The 16,569-nt window shown below is 50.9% G+C and carries 15 protein-coding genes and 2 tRNA genes; 7 read left to right on the top strand and 10 right to left on the bottom strand.

From position 1 onward, the window contains the following. The first annotated feature begins 4 nt into the window (after positions 1-4). Positions 5-80, top strand: a tRNA-Asn gene (locus WBL83_RS23050). 138 nt (positions 81-218) lie between these two features. Here WBL83_RS23050 and WBL83_RS23045 read toward each other — a convergent pair. From WBL83_RS23045 to WBL83_RS23035, 3 genes are read right to left on the bottom strand one after another with little or no spacing between them, the layout of a single operon-like run. Further along, entirely contained in the window at positions 219-521 is a 303-nt protein-coding gene (locus tag WBL83_RS23045; protein ID WP_424591298.1) for a putative quinol monooxygenase, read from the bottom strand. Positions 522-523: 2 nt separating this feature from the next. Beyond that, entirely contained in the window at positions 524-1,177 is a 654-nt protein-coding gene (nfsB, locus tag WBL83_RS23040) for an oxygen-insensitive NAD(P)H nitroreductase (protein ID WP_424591297.1), read from the bottom strand. Between the two features lie 39 nt (positions 1,178-1,216). Continuing rightward, complete coding sequence (locus WBL83_RS23035) at positions 1,217-2,224, bottom strand: zinc-binding alcohol dehydrogenase family protein (protein WP_424591296.1); 1,008 nt, start codon at positions 2,222-2,224, stop codon at positions 1,217-1,219. A gap of 111 nt (positions 2,225-2,335) precedes the next feature. Here WBL83_RS23035 and WBL83_RS23030 point away from each other — a divergent pair, with 111 nt between their 5' ends. Then, a complete protein-coding gene (locus WBL83_RS23030; RefSeq protein WP_424591295.1) occupies positions 2,336-3,247 on the top strand; it encodes a LysR family transcriptional regulator in 912 nt (303 codons plus the stop codon). 347 nt (positions 3,248-3,594) lie between these two features. Here the strand turns inward: WBL83_RS23030 and WBL83_RS23025 are convergent, their stop codons facing one another. Together WBL83_RS23025 and WBL83_RS23020 are read right to left on the bottom strand one after the other, a co-directional pair. Beyond that, complete coding sequence (locus WBL83_RS23025; RefSeq protein WP_424591294.1) at positions 3,595-5,145, bottom strand: AbgT family transporter; 1,551 nt, start codon at positions 5,143-5,145, stop codon at positions 3,595-3,597. A 231-nt stretch (positions 5,146-5,376) separates the two neighbouring features. After that, positions 5,377-6,819, bottom strand: coding sequence for an EmmdR/YeeO family multidrug/toxin efflux MATE transporter (locus WBL83_RS23020; protein ID WP_424591293.1), 1,443 nt, complete (start codon positions 6,817-6,819; stop codon positions 5,377-5,379). A 268-nt stretch (positions 6,820-7,087) separates the two neighbouring features. On the opposite strand from WBL83_RS23020, the gene WBL83_RS23015 reads away from it, so the two are divergent. From WBL83_RS23015 to WBL83_RS23000, 4 genes are all read left to right on the top strand, one after another. Further along, positions 7,088-7,825 (top strand): GntR family transcriptional regulator, encoded by a 738-nt coding sequence (locus tag WBL83_RS23015; protein WP_424591292.1) that lies wholly within the window; start codon positions 7,088-7,090, stop codon positions 7,823-7,825. 382 nt (positions 7,826-8,207) lie between these two features. Further along, a complete protein-coding gene (locus WBL83_RS23010; RefSeq protein WP_424591291.1) occupies positions 8,208-9,140 on the top strand; it encodes a DUF6772 family protein in 933 nt (310 codons plus the stop codon). A 13-nt stretch (positions 9,141-9,153) separates the two neighbouring features. Further along, entirely contained in the window at positions 9,154-9,489 is a 336-nt protein-coding gene (locus tag WBL83_RS23005; RefSeq protein WP_424591290.1) for a hypothetical protein, read from the top strand. 3 nt (positions 9,490-9,492) lie between these two features. Continuing rightward, the gene (locus WBL83_RS23000) at positions 9,493-10,788 is read left to right on the top strand and encodes an MFS transporter (RefSeq protein WP_424591289.1); all 1,296 of its coding nucleotides are present in this window, start codon (positions 9,493-9,495) and stop codon (positions 10,786-10,788) included. Between the two features lie 53 nt (positions 10,789-10,841). Here WBL83_RS23000 and WBL83_RS22995 read toward each other — a convergent pair whose 3' ends face one another. The 5 genes from WBL83_RS22995 to WBL83_RS22975 form a co-directional block, all read right to left on the bottom strand. Next, positions 10,842-11,558, bottom strand: coding sequence for an ABC transporter ATP-binding protein (locus tag WBL83_RS22995; protein WP_424591288.1), 717 nt, complete (start codon positions 11,556-11,558; stop codon positions 10,842-10,844). Further along, positions 11,555-12,445: an ABC transporter ATP-binding protein gene (locus tag WBL83_RS22990; protein ID WP_424591287.1), complete on the bottom strand. Its 891-nt coding sequence runs from the start codon at positions 12,443-12,445 to the stop codon at positions 11,555-11,557. The genes WBL83_RS22995 and WBL83_RS22990 overlap by 4 nt, the downstream gene beginning before the upstream one ends. Beyond that, positions 12,442-13,734, bottom strand: coding sequence for a high-affinity branched-chain amino acid ABC transporter permease LivM (livM, locus tag WBL83_RS22985; RefSeq protein WP_424591286.1), 1,293 nt, complete (start codon positions 13,732-13,734; stop codon positions 12,442-12,444). The genes WBL83_RS22990 and livM overlap by 4 nt, the downstream gene beginning before the upstream one ends. Positions 13,735-13,745: 11 nt before the next feature. Continuing rightward, positions 13,746-14,660, bottom strand: coding sequence for an ABC transporter permease subunit (locus WBL83_RS22980; protein ID WP_424591285.1), 915 nt, complete (start codon positions 14,658-14,660; stop codon positions 13,746-13,748). A 163-nt stretch (positions 14,661-14,823) separates the two neighbouring features. Then, positions 14,824-15,945 (bottom strand): branched-chain amino acid ABC transporter substrate-binding protein, encoded by a 1,122-nt coding sequence (locus WBL83_RS22975; RefSeq protein ID WP_424591284.1) that lies wholly within the window; start codon positions 15,943-15,945, stop codon positions 14,824-14,826. 517 nt (positions 15,946-16,462) lie between these two features. On the opposite strand from WBL83_RS22975, the gene WBL83_RS22970 reads away from it, so the two are divergent. After that, positions 16,463-16,538 (top strand) — tRNA-Asn (locus tag WBL83_RS22970). The last annotated feature ends 31 nt before the right edge of the window (positions 16,539-16,569 follow it).

The following is a 16,569-nucleotide window of genomic DNA, read 5'->3' as shown; positions in this document are numbered from 1 at the left end:
CGATTCCTCTGTAGTTCAGTCGGTAGAACGGCGGACTGTTAATCCGTATGTCACTGGTTCGAGTCCAGTCAGAGGAGCCAAATTAAAGAAGCCTGCTTAGGAAACTAAGCAGGCTTTTTGCTTTCTGGAAATCGCCTCTGTGCGACAAGGCAAGTTTCGGGCGGGAGATAAAATTGTGAGGGGCGTTAGCGTTTAACGCTTTTCGCCCCTCACGAGTGTTACGCCTCTACAGCATTCAAACGCACTAACTGCAAAGGCTCAGCCAGTAATTCATCCATCTGCTGCACAAACGCCTGAAAATGCGGTAATGCGATGTGAGCATCCAGCGCTTCCTGCCCCTTCCAGGATTCACGCATATAAAAAACATCTGGTGTTTCCTGCAACTGGAACAATGCGTAATCCAGGCAACCTTCTTCCTGACGCGTCGGTAAAATCAGCGCCTTTAAGGCTGCTTTAAGCGACTCGCGATGCCCCGCTTTTGCTTTCAGCACGGCAATAATCGACAGCGTGTTATCAGCCATGCTTAGCACTCCGTTAAAATTTCGCTGAACTCAAGGCGCGATTTTGGCAGCGCGGCGTTAAAGTCTTCCGCGCTGCGATAACCGATTGGCACGATAACCAGGCTGGTGAAGCCCTTTTCGCGCAGACCAAATTCTTCATCAAGAATACGAGCATCAAAGCCTTCAATCGGCACGGCATCGATATTCAGCGTGGAAACACCTAACAAGAAATTCCCGACATTGAGATAAACTTGTTTTTCCATCCAGTGCTGCGCATCTTTCAAATCAAAGCGGTGCATATTAACGAAATAGGAACGGCCTTTGTGCTGCCCTTCCATCGCCTGCTGGCTGGCAAAGCGGCCATCCGCATTCTCTTGCGCAAGCAGGGTGTTGAGATGCTGATCATCCATGCTGGTTTTGGCACAGAACACCACAACGTGTGAAGCATCAAGCACTTTCCGTTCGTTGAAAACGTAAAAACCGGCGGTCGCTTTAGCAATGCGCGCTTTGGCTTCCGGGGTGCTTGCCAGAATAAAATGCCACGGCTGTGAGTTAGTACTGGACGGGCTCAGGCGCAGCAAATCCTTCACTTTTTCGATGTTTTCTTCGCTTATCTTTTGGTTTGGATCAAACGCTTTGGTTGAATAGCGTGTTGCTGCTGATTGAATGATATCCATGATGTTACCTGTTAATTTTTTGTTATGATTATTAATACGTTAGAAACCTTCGAGTACGATTTTACCCACCGCACGGTTGGTTTCAATCAATTCATGAGCACGACGCAGGTTGGCTGCATTAATGGTGCCGAAATGTTCGCCAATTGTGGTTTGCAGCACGCGCTGGTCAATCAAATCAGCTACGCGAGTTAATAAGTGGTGCTGTTCAATCATGTCGTCGGTTTCAAACATTGAACGGGTAAACATAAATTCCCAGTGCAGTGAGATGCTTTTCACTTTTAACGGTCGCGCATCCAGCGTGTCGGGATCGTCAATCAATGCCAGTTTCCCTTGTGGCGCCAGCACCTCAATCAGCTGGGTATAGTGCTGTTCGGTATGATTCAGGCTCGCAACATGAGTGACCTGCTTCACACCAATACGCGCCAGTTCTTCCACCAGCGGTTTGCTGTGGTCGATAACATGATGCGCCCCTAGATCACTGACCCATTTCTGGCTTTGCGGACGGGAAGCCGTGCCAATCACGGTGATATTAGTCAGCTGACGGGCCAGCTGCGTCAAAATCGAACCCACGCCACCTGCCGCCCCCACAATTAACAGCACGTCATTTTCATTGCCGCCTTCTTGCACACCCAGACGGTCAAATAACATTTCCCATGCGGTGATGGCCGTTAAAGGCAGGGCCGCGGCGGAGGCGTTATCAATAGATTGTGGTTTCAGCGCCACGATGCGCTCATCCACCAGCTGGAACTCGCTATTGCTACCCGGGCGCGTCAAGGAACCTGCGTACCACACTTCGTCACCTGGCTTAAACAGACTGACCGCTTCGCCCGTTGAGACCACCACACCGACTGCGTCCCAGCCAAGCACGCGTGGCTGGTCAGCTTTAAAACCGGCGCGTACTTTGGTGTCCACTGGATTCACCGAAATGGCTTTCACCTCTACCAGCAAATCATGGCCGGACGCGACAGGTGTCGGTAAGGTTATCTCGTTCAGAAATTCCAGATTGGTGCCCGCTTGTACGGCTTCAGTAATCGCGATTGATTTCATGTGGTACTCCAGAGATTAAAGGGTTCATCGTGTGAATGAACTCATGGTACAAGGTGTGTTGAGGGCGAAAAATAGTCCCTACAAAACAACAGTTATACTCGGAGAGTTAAAATGCTCAGGTTGGAAGACCTCACTTTGTTTGTCAGAGCCGCCGCCTTAAACAGTTTTAGTGACACCGCGCGTGAAGCAGGATTGCAGCCCGCACAGGTCAGCACCGCTATCAAACGCCTTGAGCAAACGCTGAATATCCGTCTCTTTGCCCGTTCGACTCGCAGTTTGAGGCTGACGCCAGAAGGTGAAACCTGGCTGCCTTATGCCATCAACGCCCTGCAAACCCTGGAAGCCGGACTTGAGCAAATCCAACCAGCAAGCGATGAAGTGCGCGGCGTGCTGCAAATCGCCGTCCCATCCGACCTCGGGCGCAATATGCTGCTGGGGATATTTCAGGCTTTTCGTCGCGAACATCCGGCGCTGCATTTGAGAATTTTGTTCTCCGACCAGGTGACGGACGTGTTTAAAGATCCGGTGGATGTCGCTTTCCGTTATGGCAATAACGACGACGCCTCTTTCGTGGCGTTACCGCTGGCACCGCACAATCAACGAGTTGTGGTGGCAGCGCCGTCATATCTCGAGCGTTGCGGCGAGCCAAAAACGCTCAGTGAACTGATGCAGCATGACGCACTCACTTATGCGCTTCGTGGGCGGGTTTATGACAAATGGGCTCTCAGCCTGAATGGCGATGTGCATCATGTAGCAGTTAAAAGCGCGATGATAAGTGATGACGCGGAAGTGATTCGCCGTTTAGCCGTCGCGGGGGAAGGGATTGCCTATAAATCCTGGCTGGATGTCAGTGAAGACGTTCACGCAGGTCGTTTGAGGGTTATTCTGCCGCAGTATCTGGGTGATCATGTGCCGCTGAATATGATTTGCCCGCATCGTAAGCAGCTTTCCACCACGGTGCGGTTGTTACATGAAGCGGTAAAACAGCGTTGCGATGTATTGCAGAACCGGTTTCCTGCTTAAGAATACGAGATTTGTCGGGGGCGCTGCGCTTGCCCGACCTACAACACAATGAATCTTTATGTACTTTTCGGGGGCGCTGCGCTTGCCCGACCTGCAACATAATGAATTTGTATGTACTTTTCGGCGGCGCTGCGCTTGCCCGACCTGCAACACAATGAATTTGTATGTAATTTTCGGGGGCGCTGCGCTTGCCCGACCGACAACACAATGAATTTGTATGTAACTTTCGGGGGCGCTGCGCTTGCCCGACCTACAACACAATGAATTTGTATGTAATTTTCGGGGGCGCTGCGCTTGCCCAACCTACCTGATTGTAGGGTGGATAAGCGCAGCGTCATCCACCAGTTTTACGCAACTGGATAAGTATACGGCGCGTTCACACCCAGCGGCAGACCCAGTGCCCACCACACCAGCAGGAAAATGCTCCAGCAGATAAAGAAGATCACCGAGTACGGCATCATCATCGATACCAGCGTACCCACACCGGTGGATTTCACATAGCGCTGGCAGTACACCACCACCAGCGGGAAGAACACCATCAGCGGAGTAATAATGTTGGTGGTCGAGTCACCAATCCGGAACGCAGCCTGCGTCAGTTCAGGCGAGATCCCCACCGCCATCAGCATTGGCACCATAATTGGTGACAACAGCGCCCATTTCGCCGAAGCAGAACCAATCAGGATGTTTACCATCGCCGTCAGGAGGATCATGCCAATGATGGTGGCTTCACCCGGCAACTCCATGGTCTTCAGCACGTCCGCACCGGCCAGCGCAATCAAGGTACCAATATTGGAATCACCAAAAGCTTTGATGAACATGGCACAGAAGAATGCCATGACCATGTATGAACCCATTTTGCTCATGGATTCATTCATCGCATTGATAACATCTTTGCCCGTGTTGAACGTGCCAGCCACGAAGCCGTAGACGATGCCAGGGATAATAAAGATAAGGAAAATCAATGGCACGATGGATTTCATAATCGGTGCGCTGTAGCTGGTCAACGAACCATCGCTACCACGCAGCAGCGAAGTTTCAGGCCATGCCAGTGCTGCAAGCCCTGCCAGACCCAGAATCATCACCAGGCCCGCCGCTTTAAAACCACGGCTTTCCTGGGCGCTGTAGCTGCTCATATCTTCGTTATGCTGATAATCACCGTCGATGTCCAGTTTTGACACGCGCGGCTCAACAATACGTTCGGTCACCCACCAGCCAACCAGCGTAATCATCACCGTCGAACCGATGCCAAAGAACAGATTACACAACGTGTTGACGGTGTAAGTGTTATCCAGCAATTGCGCGGCAGTCTGGGTGAAACCTTGCAGTAACGCGTCGTTACCGGTTGGCACCATGTTGGCCGCAAAGCCACCAGATACCCCGGCAAATGCCGCCGCAATTCCCGCTAAAGGGTGGCGTCCGGCCGACATAAAGATAATCGCGCCCAATGGAATAACCAGCACGTAACCGGCGTCCGCAGCCACGTGGCTAAACATAGCGACGAAGATAATCATTGGGGTCAGCAGCTTCTTCGGCGTGACACGCAGCATCTTTTTCAGACCGGTATTAATGAAGCCCGAGCTTTCCGCCACACCCACCCCGAGCATCGCCACCAGCACGATACCCAACGGGGCAAAACCGGTAAATGTGGTGACCATCGAAGAAAGCGTGACCGTTAATGCCTGCGGTGAAAGCAGGTTATTGATGCTCACGGCTTCGTTGGTGACAGGATTGATGACATCAAAATCAACGCTTGAAAGCACTGCAGACAGTGCCATCACCACCAGTAAAAAATAGAAGAAGATCAAAGCGGGTTCGGGTAATTTGTTCCCTGCTTTCTCAACAGCGTTGAGAAATCCTGTCATCAGACGACCTTCCGTGTTCCTTGTCGTTGTACTCATTCCGTCCTACCTTTTCTCGCTGTTATTCATAAAAGTAATTGCTCACCGCAATTAATAACATTTTAGAATAATTTACATCTAGTAACTTTACGTTACTAGTCAAAACGAGAACCAGACAGATGATAAATATCAAGTTTTTGCAGGGAAACCAGACATTGATTTGATGAATAGCGGATAAGACAGAACAAAAGTCGGATGTCGCTGGCGCTAATCCGACCTGCTAATACGGTTTTATGAGGACTTAGAAAGCGATTCTTTTTTAAGACGCGGATACTTTTTGAGCCAGCGGCCACTGACCATACGCCAGTAGAACAACACGCCGCGCACTGTCCAGTCGAAGAACATCCCCATCCACACCCCGACCACACCCATTCCCAGCACAATACCTAACGTGTAACCCGCCACAACCCGGCAACCCCACATGCTCGCCATAGAAACCCACATCGCGAAACGCGCATCACGCGCCCCTTTCAACCCGGCAGGCAATACCCATGACGCTGCCCAAATAGGCATAAATGCCGCATTTAACCAAATCAGGATTTTGACGACCTCTTTTACGTCATCTTCGTGGGTGTAGAACGACGCCATCAGGCCGGCAAACGGCGCGGTTCCCCAGGCGATAATCGTCAGGCCAAGTGTAGACAGCCAGAAGACGTGGCGCAGTTGCCGCTCTGCCTGGCCAATTTGCCCTTTGCCCAGACGTTTGCCGACAATAATGGTGGATGCCGAGCCAAGGGCGTTGCCTGGCAAGTTAATCAACGCGGCAATCGAGAAGGCGATAAAGTTACCGGCAATCACGTTAGTCCCCATTCCGGCGACAAACATTTGCGTCAGTAATTTACCGGCGTTAAACAACACCGACTCGATACTGGCAGGGATACCAATCCCCAGCACTTCCCACAAAATGCCAATTTTGAGCGGTCGGAAATAACTTTTCAGCGAGATACGCAACGAAGGGGCAAAACCCATCACCAGCACGTAAATAAAGCCCAACGCGCCGATATAACGTGAAATGGTCAGCCCCAGGCCTGCGCCAAAGAACCCCAACCCATTCCAGCCCAGTGCGCCGTAGATCAGGATGCTACTGATGATAATGTTTAGAATGTTCATCCCACCATTAATCAATAGCGGGATTTTGGTATTCCCTGCCCCACGCAATGCACCGCTGCTGATAAGCGCAATTGCCGCCGCCGGATAACTCCATACCGTCGTCTGGAGATACGAGAGCGCCAGCGCTTTCACTTCCGGCGTTGCCGCTCCGGCGATAACATTCACCACATGCTCACCCGCCAGGTGAATCCCCGCCGCGAGTCCTATGGCGATAATCGTCATTAATATCAGTGACTGACGTGCCGCATCACGCGCCCGTTTCGGGTCACGCTTGCCAAGACTGAAGGCAACCACCACCGTGGTACCGAGATCGACTGCAGCAAAGAACGCCATGATGACCATGTTGAAGCTGTCGGCGAGGCCAACGCCTGCCATCGCCTCTTTCCCCAGCCAACTGACCAGGAAAGTACTCAACACCCCCATCAATAAAACGCAGGTGTTTTCCAGGAAGATAGGCACCGCAAGGGGTGTAATTTCGCGCCAGAACAGGACTCGATAGCTTTTTCGTTTGGCGTACCAGCGTGTTTTAGCCACGCGCTGGCGAAGTGCTGCTTGTAAGTTCAAGATTGACCTTGGGGGGGAAGTGAAACCACATTTCAAATAATGATTTACTATTCGTTATCCTGCAAAGAGTTTTTTGTATATTACTGGTCAAAAAACAAGCCCAAAGCTTGTTGTCTCGTTTCTTCAGGCGGAAAAATGTTGATCGTGGTTTGGGTTCGGGTGGCGTCTCGCTATTTTGGTCAGGCCAATTTTGCTAGCATATTTGAGTTGTCTGACAACTGCAGAAAATATCGTATACTGCGAGTAATGCATTTTAGACGGACGAACCATGAGATTATACCAGGAACTGGGCAATAAACTGCGCGATGCAATCGTTGAAGGCGTCTATTTGCCAGGAGAAAAACTGCCACCGGAACGTGACATCGCTAATAAATTTAGCGTGAGTCGAAGCGTTGTCCGGGAAGCATTGATTTTACTTGAGTTGCAGCAATTTGTTGATATTCGAAAAGGTTCTGGCGTGTATGTGCTCCCGCTGCTAGCAGAAAAAACCATAACTCCAGCCCCTGAGTCTCCCTCTTTTGGCCGCTTCGAGCTGTTACAAGCACGGCAATTACTGGAAGGTGAGATTGCTGCATTTGCCGCGTTGCAGGCGACCAAATCGGACATTCTGGCTCTTCGTAAACTCATTGATTTAGAAAGAGATCAGCTTACATCAGGCATGATTGATGATTCACTGGATGAACATTTTCACTACCTAATTGCCTGTGCCAGCCAGAACAGTGCCATGGTTGCAATTGTGGAGCAAAGCTGGAAACTTCGCAGTCATGCGGCCATGTGGCAGGGAAACAACCATGACACCAGTGATTTCAATGCGCGCTGGGGATGGTTCGAAGACCGGCAGAAAATTTTACAAGCCATCACATTACGTGATCCTAAAGCCGCGCGCATGGCTATGTGGCAGCATTTAGAAAACGTCAAAAACAAAATGCTTGCTCAGGCTGACCACGATCAGCCTGATTTTGATGGGAATTTTTTTGCCTCTGTCCCTCCGGAAAGCCTACGCTAAGCCCCCCAACCATTGCTCTTTTGCCCACACAAGCCCGTTCTGAACGGGCTTTAATCTGCCTTTAACTTACTCCACCATCCGAAATTGGTTAGGCCAATTAGTAGTATTTTTGCAATGTAGATCTCATTTTTCCAAATTTGGCCCAACCAATTTCAATGGTTGTTATATAGTCAATTTATTACATGAGATCAAAACGGAGATGGCATGAAATAAACCACCCATAAAAATAAAATTAAATCATGAAAAAAATATAAGTGCCTGTTTATTCATGAGGGCATTTATTACTCAAATAAAGTATTGCTCACAAACAAACTAATAAAGTTAATCACACCAAAGCGTGTGAGAAACTCGTCTACGCCAAATATATTAAGGACGTTAAACCATGACTGACCCACAACTCTCTAAATATAACCCTTTAGAACGTATCATTACTTTCGACCAATTTAATAAAGGCCATTGTGGATGGTTAGACTTACGCCCTAACTTTGTTAAGCCTAATTTTGCGGCGCACTCAAATGAAATAGATTTGATTCATTGGGGTCCATCAATGCTCTCCTCCGCCACCTTTCCCTTGATGGGAACCCACGGCGCGTTAAGCGGCACCTGGTCATTAAAACTGGCAACTCGAGCCAATAGTGCCCCCGCCAATCAACCCCCAGCGCCTGGAAGTATGGGACTAGCCATTAAAAGAATGGCCGTGCCGGGTGCACTTCATTTATTGCAAGTCGAGACATGGTTTACCTATACACCCGAACCTTCCGTTATGGGGCTTGGCGACAAAGATGTACGTGCTTTTGGCTGCTTTGTTGATTTGCAAAGCCAGGGAAATCGCTGGATGCCGGGGGTCAGATACGTCAACTCGATTGATGGTGAACACGTAAAGCGCTGGCAATATTTCCGCGTCAATGAAGGTGTGGATAGCAAGCGTTGGAATTATGGCGTGGATGGCTGGCACAAAGTGGGTGTTGATGGGCAATGGTATGGTCAGCGTGAGTCTGACGGGTCCTCTGACGGGTTCCAGTGGATTGACGATGGGCAGCAAAATCTTGTCGCCAACGAGGCTGATGACAAAGTTAACTGGATGTACATGCGTTTGACTATCGACGTCTCGCGTCGGGAATATGTTGAACTACAATGCATGGATAAAATCATGGATCTACGCGGGAAACAACCCACATTAGCGCCGGAGTACAAAGGCATCACCGGTCTGCTTAATCCTGTTTTTTTTGTTGAAACAGGTGCCAATAGACGAGTGTTCTTATTCCTCGATTCTGTTGTTATTTCAACCGACGCTTATTTGAATAATAATAAATAACCGGAGAACAAAGATGAAAGAATTTTATACTTCGGTCGTCGAATTGCGTCAGCCGATTAAAAATCAATTCGTAACTGAGCCTTATGAATGTGGTTGGGCCCATGAGGCCATTTTATTTCTGACCCTTGCCCCCGACACAAATTCTTTTGATGAAATAATCGCTCAGCCACAAATTTCACCTGATGGAATTAACTGGACACCCTTGGCTGAAAATACAATAAACATTAACAAAACCGGTTTGCATGCCATACGCCTGACGAATTTTGGTGGCTGGTTACGTGCTGAATTAACAATTTCAGGACAAGCCCGCACAGCGATGCTCACACTTCACATGACACTGAAGGGGTAAAAGATGTCTGACCAAAAACGCTCTGCAATCGCCTCCACCGTCGGCACTGCACTTGAATGGTATGACTTTGCTTTATATGGCATGGCGAGTGCTCTGATTTTCCCCCATGTCTTCTTCCCACAAATGAGTGGTGCCTATGGCATCCTTGCATCTTTCGCGACCTTCGGGGTTGGCTTCTTTGCCCGGCCATTTGGTGGCTTGATCATCGGCTCCTTGGGCGACAAATTTGGCCGCAGAGGCATGTTATTTTTCACTCTGATTTTAATGGCGGGTTCTACGACCGCTATTGGCCTGATTCCTTCGTACAGCAGTATTGGTCTGTTCGCTCCGGCATTACTCGTTTTATGCCGTCTGGGGCAGGGTTTTGCCGCTGGAGGCGAGTACTCTGGCGCAGTATTACTTTCTGCCGAACATGCAGGCAAAGAACGTCGGGGTTTGTTTGCCTCCATTCCAGGGGCAGGTAACGCCCTGGGGTCAATAATCGCAAGTCTTGCAATCATCGCCGTTCAGCAACTTCCCAAAGAAGATATGATCGGCTGGGGATGGCGTATTCCATTCATCGCCTCGTTCGTGATTGGCATTGTGGGGATCTGGATACGAACTGGTGTGGCTGAAAGCCCGGAATTCGAGGCCTCACAAGCCAATTCAAAAGAAACACGGCTGCCCTTGTTCGCCGTCATTCGCACGATGCCTTTCAATTTCCTCGGGGCATTTCTCCTCAGCATTGGTCCAAACGTTGCTTCATATTTGCCTTCCGCTTTCGCACTCACCTACCTGGTCGTCAATGTTGGCGTGGATAAAGAGGTGGGAGTGATGGGCGTGATGATTTGCAACATCATCAAATTCATTACCATTCCTTCAGCGGGTGCGCTATCAGACAAATTCGGCGCAAAACCAGTCTTTCTATTTGGCTCACTCGGACTTGCAGCACTAATCATCCCTTTTTTCATGCTGCTCAACACCGGAGAGCAAGGCTACATCTGGCTGGGCATGTTCCTGATTTATTGCTTATGTAACGATGCCATGCTCGGAGCCCAAGCCGCTATGCTTTCGGAGGCGTTCCCGGCCCACATCCGCTACACCGGAATGGCAAGCAGTCGAGAATTAGCAGGCGCAGTTGCGGGTGGCACACTTCCATTTATCGCCGTGGCGTTGCAAAACAGTGCGGGAGGTTCATGGATTCCCGTGGCGATTTACGCGATGGTTCTTGGCCTGGTCGCAGCCGCTGGCGCAATCTTGTTACATGCTCATCGAGTGGCACAACCCAGTGAATGGAATATACCTGTCAGGCAGGACTGATTGGCGAGTTGTGCGCAACCTATTGTTGCGCACAGAGTTTTAATTTTCGCGAGTTACACCCCGCCTAAATACGCCTTACGCACTTCCTCGTTTCCCAACAACTCCGCCCCGCTGCCGCTTAACCTGATTTGCCCGTTTGCCATCACATATCCGCGATCAGAAAGCTTCAACGCATGATGCGCATTTTGCTCGACCAGAAAAATCGTCATGCCATTTCGCGCAAGCTCTCGCAGCGTCTGGAATATCTGTTTCACCACAATCGGCGCTAAACCCAGGCTTGGTTCGTCTAAAAGCAATAACTTAGGGCGACTCATCAGCGCACGGGCAATCGCCAGCATTTGCTGTTCGCCACCGGACATGGTCATCGCGCGCTGTTTGCGGCGTTCCTTTAAGCGTGGGAAAAGATCGAACATAGTTTGCAGATCTTGCGCCGCAAACTGGTCGCCGATGGGAATGGTGCCCATCAGCAGATTTTCTTCGACCGTCATATCCGGGAAAATACGCCGCCCTTCCGGTGCCTGGGCAATCCCGCCCGAGGCGACGAAATGCGTCGACTTGTGGCTGATGTCGTCACCGCGAAACAAGATTTGCCCATTGCGAATGCGCGGCTGGCCAAAAATAGACATCAACAGCGTCGATTTCCCTGCCCCGTTTGCGCCAATCAACGCCACGGTTTCACCTTCATTCACCTGCAAAGAGACCTGTTTTAGCGCCTGAATCGCGCCATAAAAAACGTCCACATCACGAAACTCCAGCATCGCCTCGCTCATACACTGACCTCGTCTTCGTCGGTGCCCAGATAGGCGGCAATGACTTTCTCATCATGTTGGATTTGTTCAGGTTTACCCTGTGCAATCACATCCCCGTGGTCGAGCACAATAATGTGATCGGAAATCTCCATCACCATGCCCATATCGTGTTCAATCAGTAAAACGGTGATGTTGTGATGGTCACGCAGGAAGCGGATGATTTTACTCAACGTGCGCGTTTCCACCGGATTCAGCCCTGCCGCCGGCTCATCGAGACAAATCATCTCTGGGGCGGTACACATTGCCCTGGCAATTTCGAGCCGTCGCTGCTGTCCGTAAGACATCTCACCCGCCAGCCGGTTGGCACAATCCACCAGCTCCACCACTTCCAGCCAGTAAAACGCACGATCCAGCGCACGGCTTTCAGCCCGCCGGTACGCAGGCGTATTGAGCACACCTGCCAGCAAGTTGCGGTTCACCTGCATGTGCTGCGCCACCAGCAGGTTTTCGACCACCGACATTTCCCGAAACAAGCGGATGTTCTGGAAAGTTCGCGCCAGCCCCGCACGGTTCACCAGGTGTGTGCCACCGAACATTTTGTAATACAGACGCTGCCCAAGCTGCGCCGGATTTATCCAGTCGCCGGGCTGGAATTTCTGCCCGAGAACCTGAATCACGTTGGTGGTTTTCTCATGCGTATTGAACAAAATATTGCCGCCGGAGGCCTTATAGAAACCCGTCAGGCAGTTAAAGACCGTGGTTTTCCCGGCACCATTGGGGCCAATCAGCGCGGTAATCGAACCACGCCGCACTTCAAGATTCACATCGTTAAGCGCTTTAATGCCGCCAAAGTGCATCATCAAATGCTCGACGCTTAAAATCATTTCGCTAGCCAAAGTGTTGATCATGGCGCCACTCCTTTGCGCACTTTAAAGCCGCTGCGATTAATGCGGATCAGGCCGCGTGGCCGCCAAATCATCATCACCACCATCAACATGCCAAACAGCAACACGCGATACTCGGCAAAGCTGCGCAACAGCTCTGGGGTCACCGTCAACACAAACGCCGCCAGCACCACGCCAATGGTTGAACCCATCCCACCCAACACCACGATGGCAAGAATTAATGCCGATTCAAAAAAGGTAAATGAGGTCGGGTTAACAAACCCCTGATAGGTGGCGAAAAACACGCCGGCAATACCGGCGGTAGAAGCCCCGAGGGTAAAAGCCGAAAGCTTCACCAGCACGTGATTCAAACCCATCGAGCGGCAGGCGATTTCATCTTCGCGCAACGCTTCCCAGGCACGGCCAATCGGCATACGCGTCAGACGGTGTTTGATATACAGCACCACTAACACCACCAGCACCAGAATGGAGTAGATAAAAATAAACTTCAGATTGGGGTCATAAGTGAGGTTAAAGAACTCATGGAAAGGTACGCCGCCCTCCTCTTTCGCCCGCCGCCCAAATTCAAGGCCAAACAGCGTGGGCGCAGGCGCTGAAATCCCGTTCGGGCCACCGGTAAACGTCAGCCAGTTGTTCAGCACCAGGCGGATGATCTCCCCAAACCCTAACGTCACAATCGCCAGATAATCGCCGTGCATGCGCAACACCGGGAATCCGAGCAATGCCCCAGCCGCTGCCGCCAACAGTGCCGACAGTGGTAACATTGACCAGAAACCCAGCCCGAGATACTGATACCCCAACGCCAGGCCGTAGGCACCAATCGCATAAAAGGCGACGTAGCCTAAATCCAGTAAACCGGCGAGGCCGACCACGATGTTCAGTCCCAGACCGAGCAACACATAAATCAGGCCGAGGATCGCCACCGTTAGCACGTATTTGGTGGCGACAAACGGGAAGCAGATCGCCAGTGCTATCACCAGGGGAATAATCCAGCGCATGCGGCTTTTGTATTCGGGCGGGCGCACATATACGCCCGAGTTATCCGTTTCAAAACGGCTGAGAAAACGCTCCCCCGTTGCCGTCGTCAAAAATGCACTCAGCATAAAACGTCCGATCATCACCGCTGCGATGATGGCAACCAGGCGCTGCCCGTTAAAGTTAAAGCTGTAGCCATCGAGCACCACGCCAACAATCGGGCCAAAAACAATGAGCGCGACCAGTCCCGCAAAAATCGCGTCCAACAGGCAGCGTTTGAGAGAGAAACCCGCATGCAAAGCCGTTTCAGATGTCATGTTTTGTTCCCTCACACTTTGGCTACCACAGGCCGACCAAGCAGTCCTTGAGGACGGAAAATAAGGATCACCACCAGCAATCCAAACGAGAACACATCTTTATAATCTGAATTCACCATCCCGGAGAATTGCGCCTCCGCAATCCCAAGGATCAGGCCACCGAGCATCGCACCAGGCAACGATCCAATTCCGCCCAGCACCGCCGCGGTGAACGCTTTTATCCCGATGATAAAACCGGCGTAGAAATCAAACGTGCCGTAGTTCATGGTGATCAGCACCCCTGCCAGCCCCGCCATTGACGCGCCGATAACAAACACGATTGAAATTATCCGGTCAGCGTTAATCCCCAGAATCGAAGCCATTTTTCTGTCCTGCTGCACCGCGCGGCACATGCGCCCAAGGCGCGTATTGCCAATAATCCAGGTGAGCAGCAACATGCCGGCAAACGAGGCAATTAAAATGAAGACTTTGGTGTAGGTAATTTGCACAAAACCATCGCCAATATGAAAACGGAACACCCCATCTAACATGGTCGGGATCCCCTGCTGGCGCGGGCCCTGGCTGATTTGAGCGTAGTTTTGCAAGATAAGCGACATGCCGATCGCGGAGATCAGTGGCGCTAAGCGTGTGGAGTTGCGCAGCGGTTTATAGGCGATGCGTTCGATAGTCCAGCCGTACACGCCAGTTACCACGATGGTGAACACCAGAGTGCCGAGGATAAGCAGAGGAAACGAGTGCAATCCGAAGAACGACAGCAGCGCCAGCCCAATGGCGCAGAGATAGGCGGAGATCATATACACTTCGCCGTGGGCAAAGTTGATCATGCCGATAATGCCGTAAACCATGGTGTAGCCAATGGCTATCAACCCGTAGACGGACCCCAGCGTTAAGCCATTTATCAACTGTTGCAGGAAGAAGGCATCCATAGTGTGGCAGTCTCTTGTATGGCGGCTGACAAACTTATTTTGTAGGTCGGGTAAGCGAAGCGTCACCCGGCACTCTGACCTGCACTGGCAGGCGAAAATGGTGGATGACGCGACCGCTTATCCACCCTACAAAACCCCATTACGTCATATTATCCAGAGACCCTTACTGGACTTCTTTGTACTTGCCTTTGTCATCCCACTGATAAACCACGTAGTCGGACACTTTCAGGTCGCCTTTGGCATCCCAGGCTTTTTTGCCCATGACGGTGTCGACCGGATTCGCTTTCAGCCAGGCACTGGCTTTGGCTGAATCGGTGCCGCCGGTGGCTTTGAAAGCCGCTGCAATGGCCTGCACAGACGCGTAGGAATAGAGGGTGTAGCCTTCTGGCTCGAATTTACTGGCGCGGAATTTATCGATAACGGCTTTACCGTCCGGGATTAAGCGCGGGTCTTTACCGAAGGTCATATAAATGCCGTTGGTGTATTGCGGACCACCGGCAGCCGTGACCATCTCTTCGTTAACAATACAGTCGCCGGAGAAGAATTTGGCCTGCACGCCCTGCTCACGCATCTGGCGTACCAGCGGGCCGGCTTCCGGATGGCAGCCACCGAAGAACACCACATCAGGTTTTTGCGCACTGATTTTGGTCACCAGCGCGTTGAAGTCTTTTTCGCCGCGAGACAAGCCTTCGTACATCACGTCATTCACACCGCGTTTTGCCAGTGCCGCTTTGGTGGCATCCGCCAGCCCCTGCCCGTAGGTGTCTTTGTCATGAATAATCACCACGCGTTTGGCTTTGAGCTTATCAATAATGAAATCGCTGGCTACCAGCCCTTGCTGATCATCACGCCCGCACATGCGGAACATGTCGTTCATCTTGCGCTCGGTAATCAGCGGGTTGGTTGACCCTGGCGTGATGGCAAGAATACCGGCGTCGTTATACACCTCGGAGGCTGGCATGGTGGATGAGGAACAGAAATGGCCAACCACGGCTTTCACTTTATCCTGATCAACCAAACGGTTAGCGACGGACACCGCCTGTTTAGGCTCACAAGCATCATCACCCTGCACCAGTTTAATTTTTTCGCCGTTGATTCCCCCCGCGGCGTTAATGTCTTCGGCGGCCTGTGTCGCGCCATGCCAGTATTGATCGCCATAGGTCGCATTTGGCCCGGTGAACGGCCCCGCGACGCCAATAACAATATCGGCCTGGGCGGAGAACGCCGTCACCAGACAACCTGCCAACACAAGAGAAAGAGGACTTCTGATTAATTTCAGCGACATTTGAATGTTCCTTAGCAAAAAAGCAAAGAGGTTTATGCACAACGGTTTAAGAGCCATTTTCAAAAGCAAAAACGCGAACAAAATGCACTAAACGAATGACATCCTGACAAATTCCTGTGGCGGGGTTTCCCTACGTATTCGCAGCCCAAAACATTAAGCAAAATAGTTGCCAACGTTACGGACTGTATGCCGATGTTTCGACATAAGTGAGTATAGAGCGCGGTGGTAAGCGGCCAGGGACAACGCAATGAAATTACAGCGGCGATCACATCTGCTTAACAATAAAGCAAATAAGTTGCGATAATGGCCGCTTTGCACCAGGAAAGAACTTATATAAAGAAGGGTTAATGTGAATTGAGGGAATGGTTTTGAGTGAAAGTAACGCTAAATTATTCTGAGTAGAATAATTCGTCTTAAAACTCAACAAGTTGACTATAAAAAGAGCAAACAAAAAACTTTTGCGCGAACCCTTTGACATGCCCCCGACTAATCGCTAATATGCGCCCCGTTAACCGATTCCTCTGTAGTTCAGTCGGTAGAACGGCGGACTGTTAATCCGTATGTCACTGGTTCGAGTCCAGTCAGAGGAGCCAAATTCGAGAGCCCGCTTAAGGAAACTTAAGC

Source organism: Buttiauxella sp., from assembly GCF_049686335.1.
Lineage (GTDB): Bacteria > Pseudomonadota > Gammaproteobacteria > Enterobacterales > Enterobacteriaceae > Buttiauxella.
Note: the sequence above shows the minus strand (reverse complement) of the source record. Positions and strands in the feature narration are given on the sequence as shown.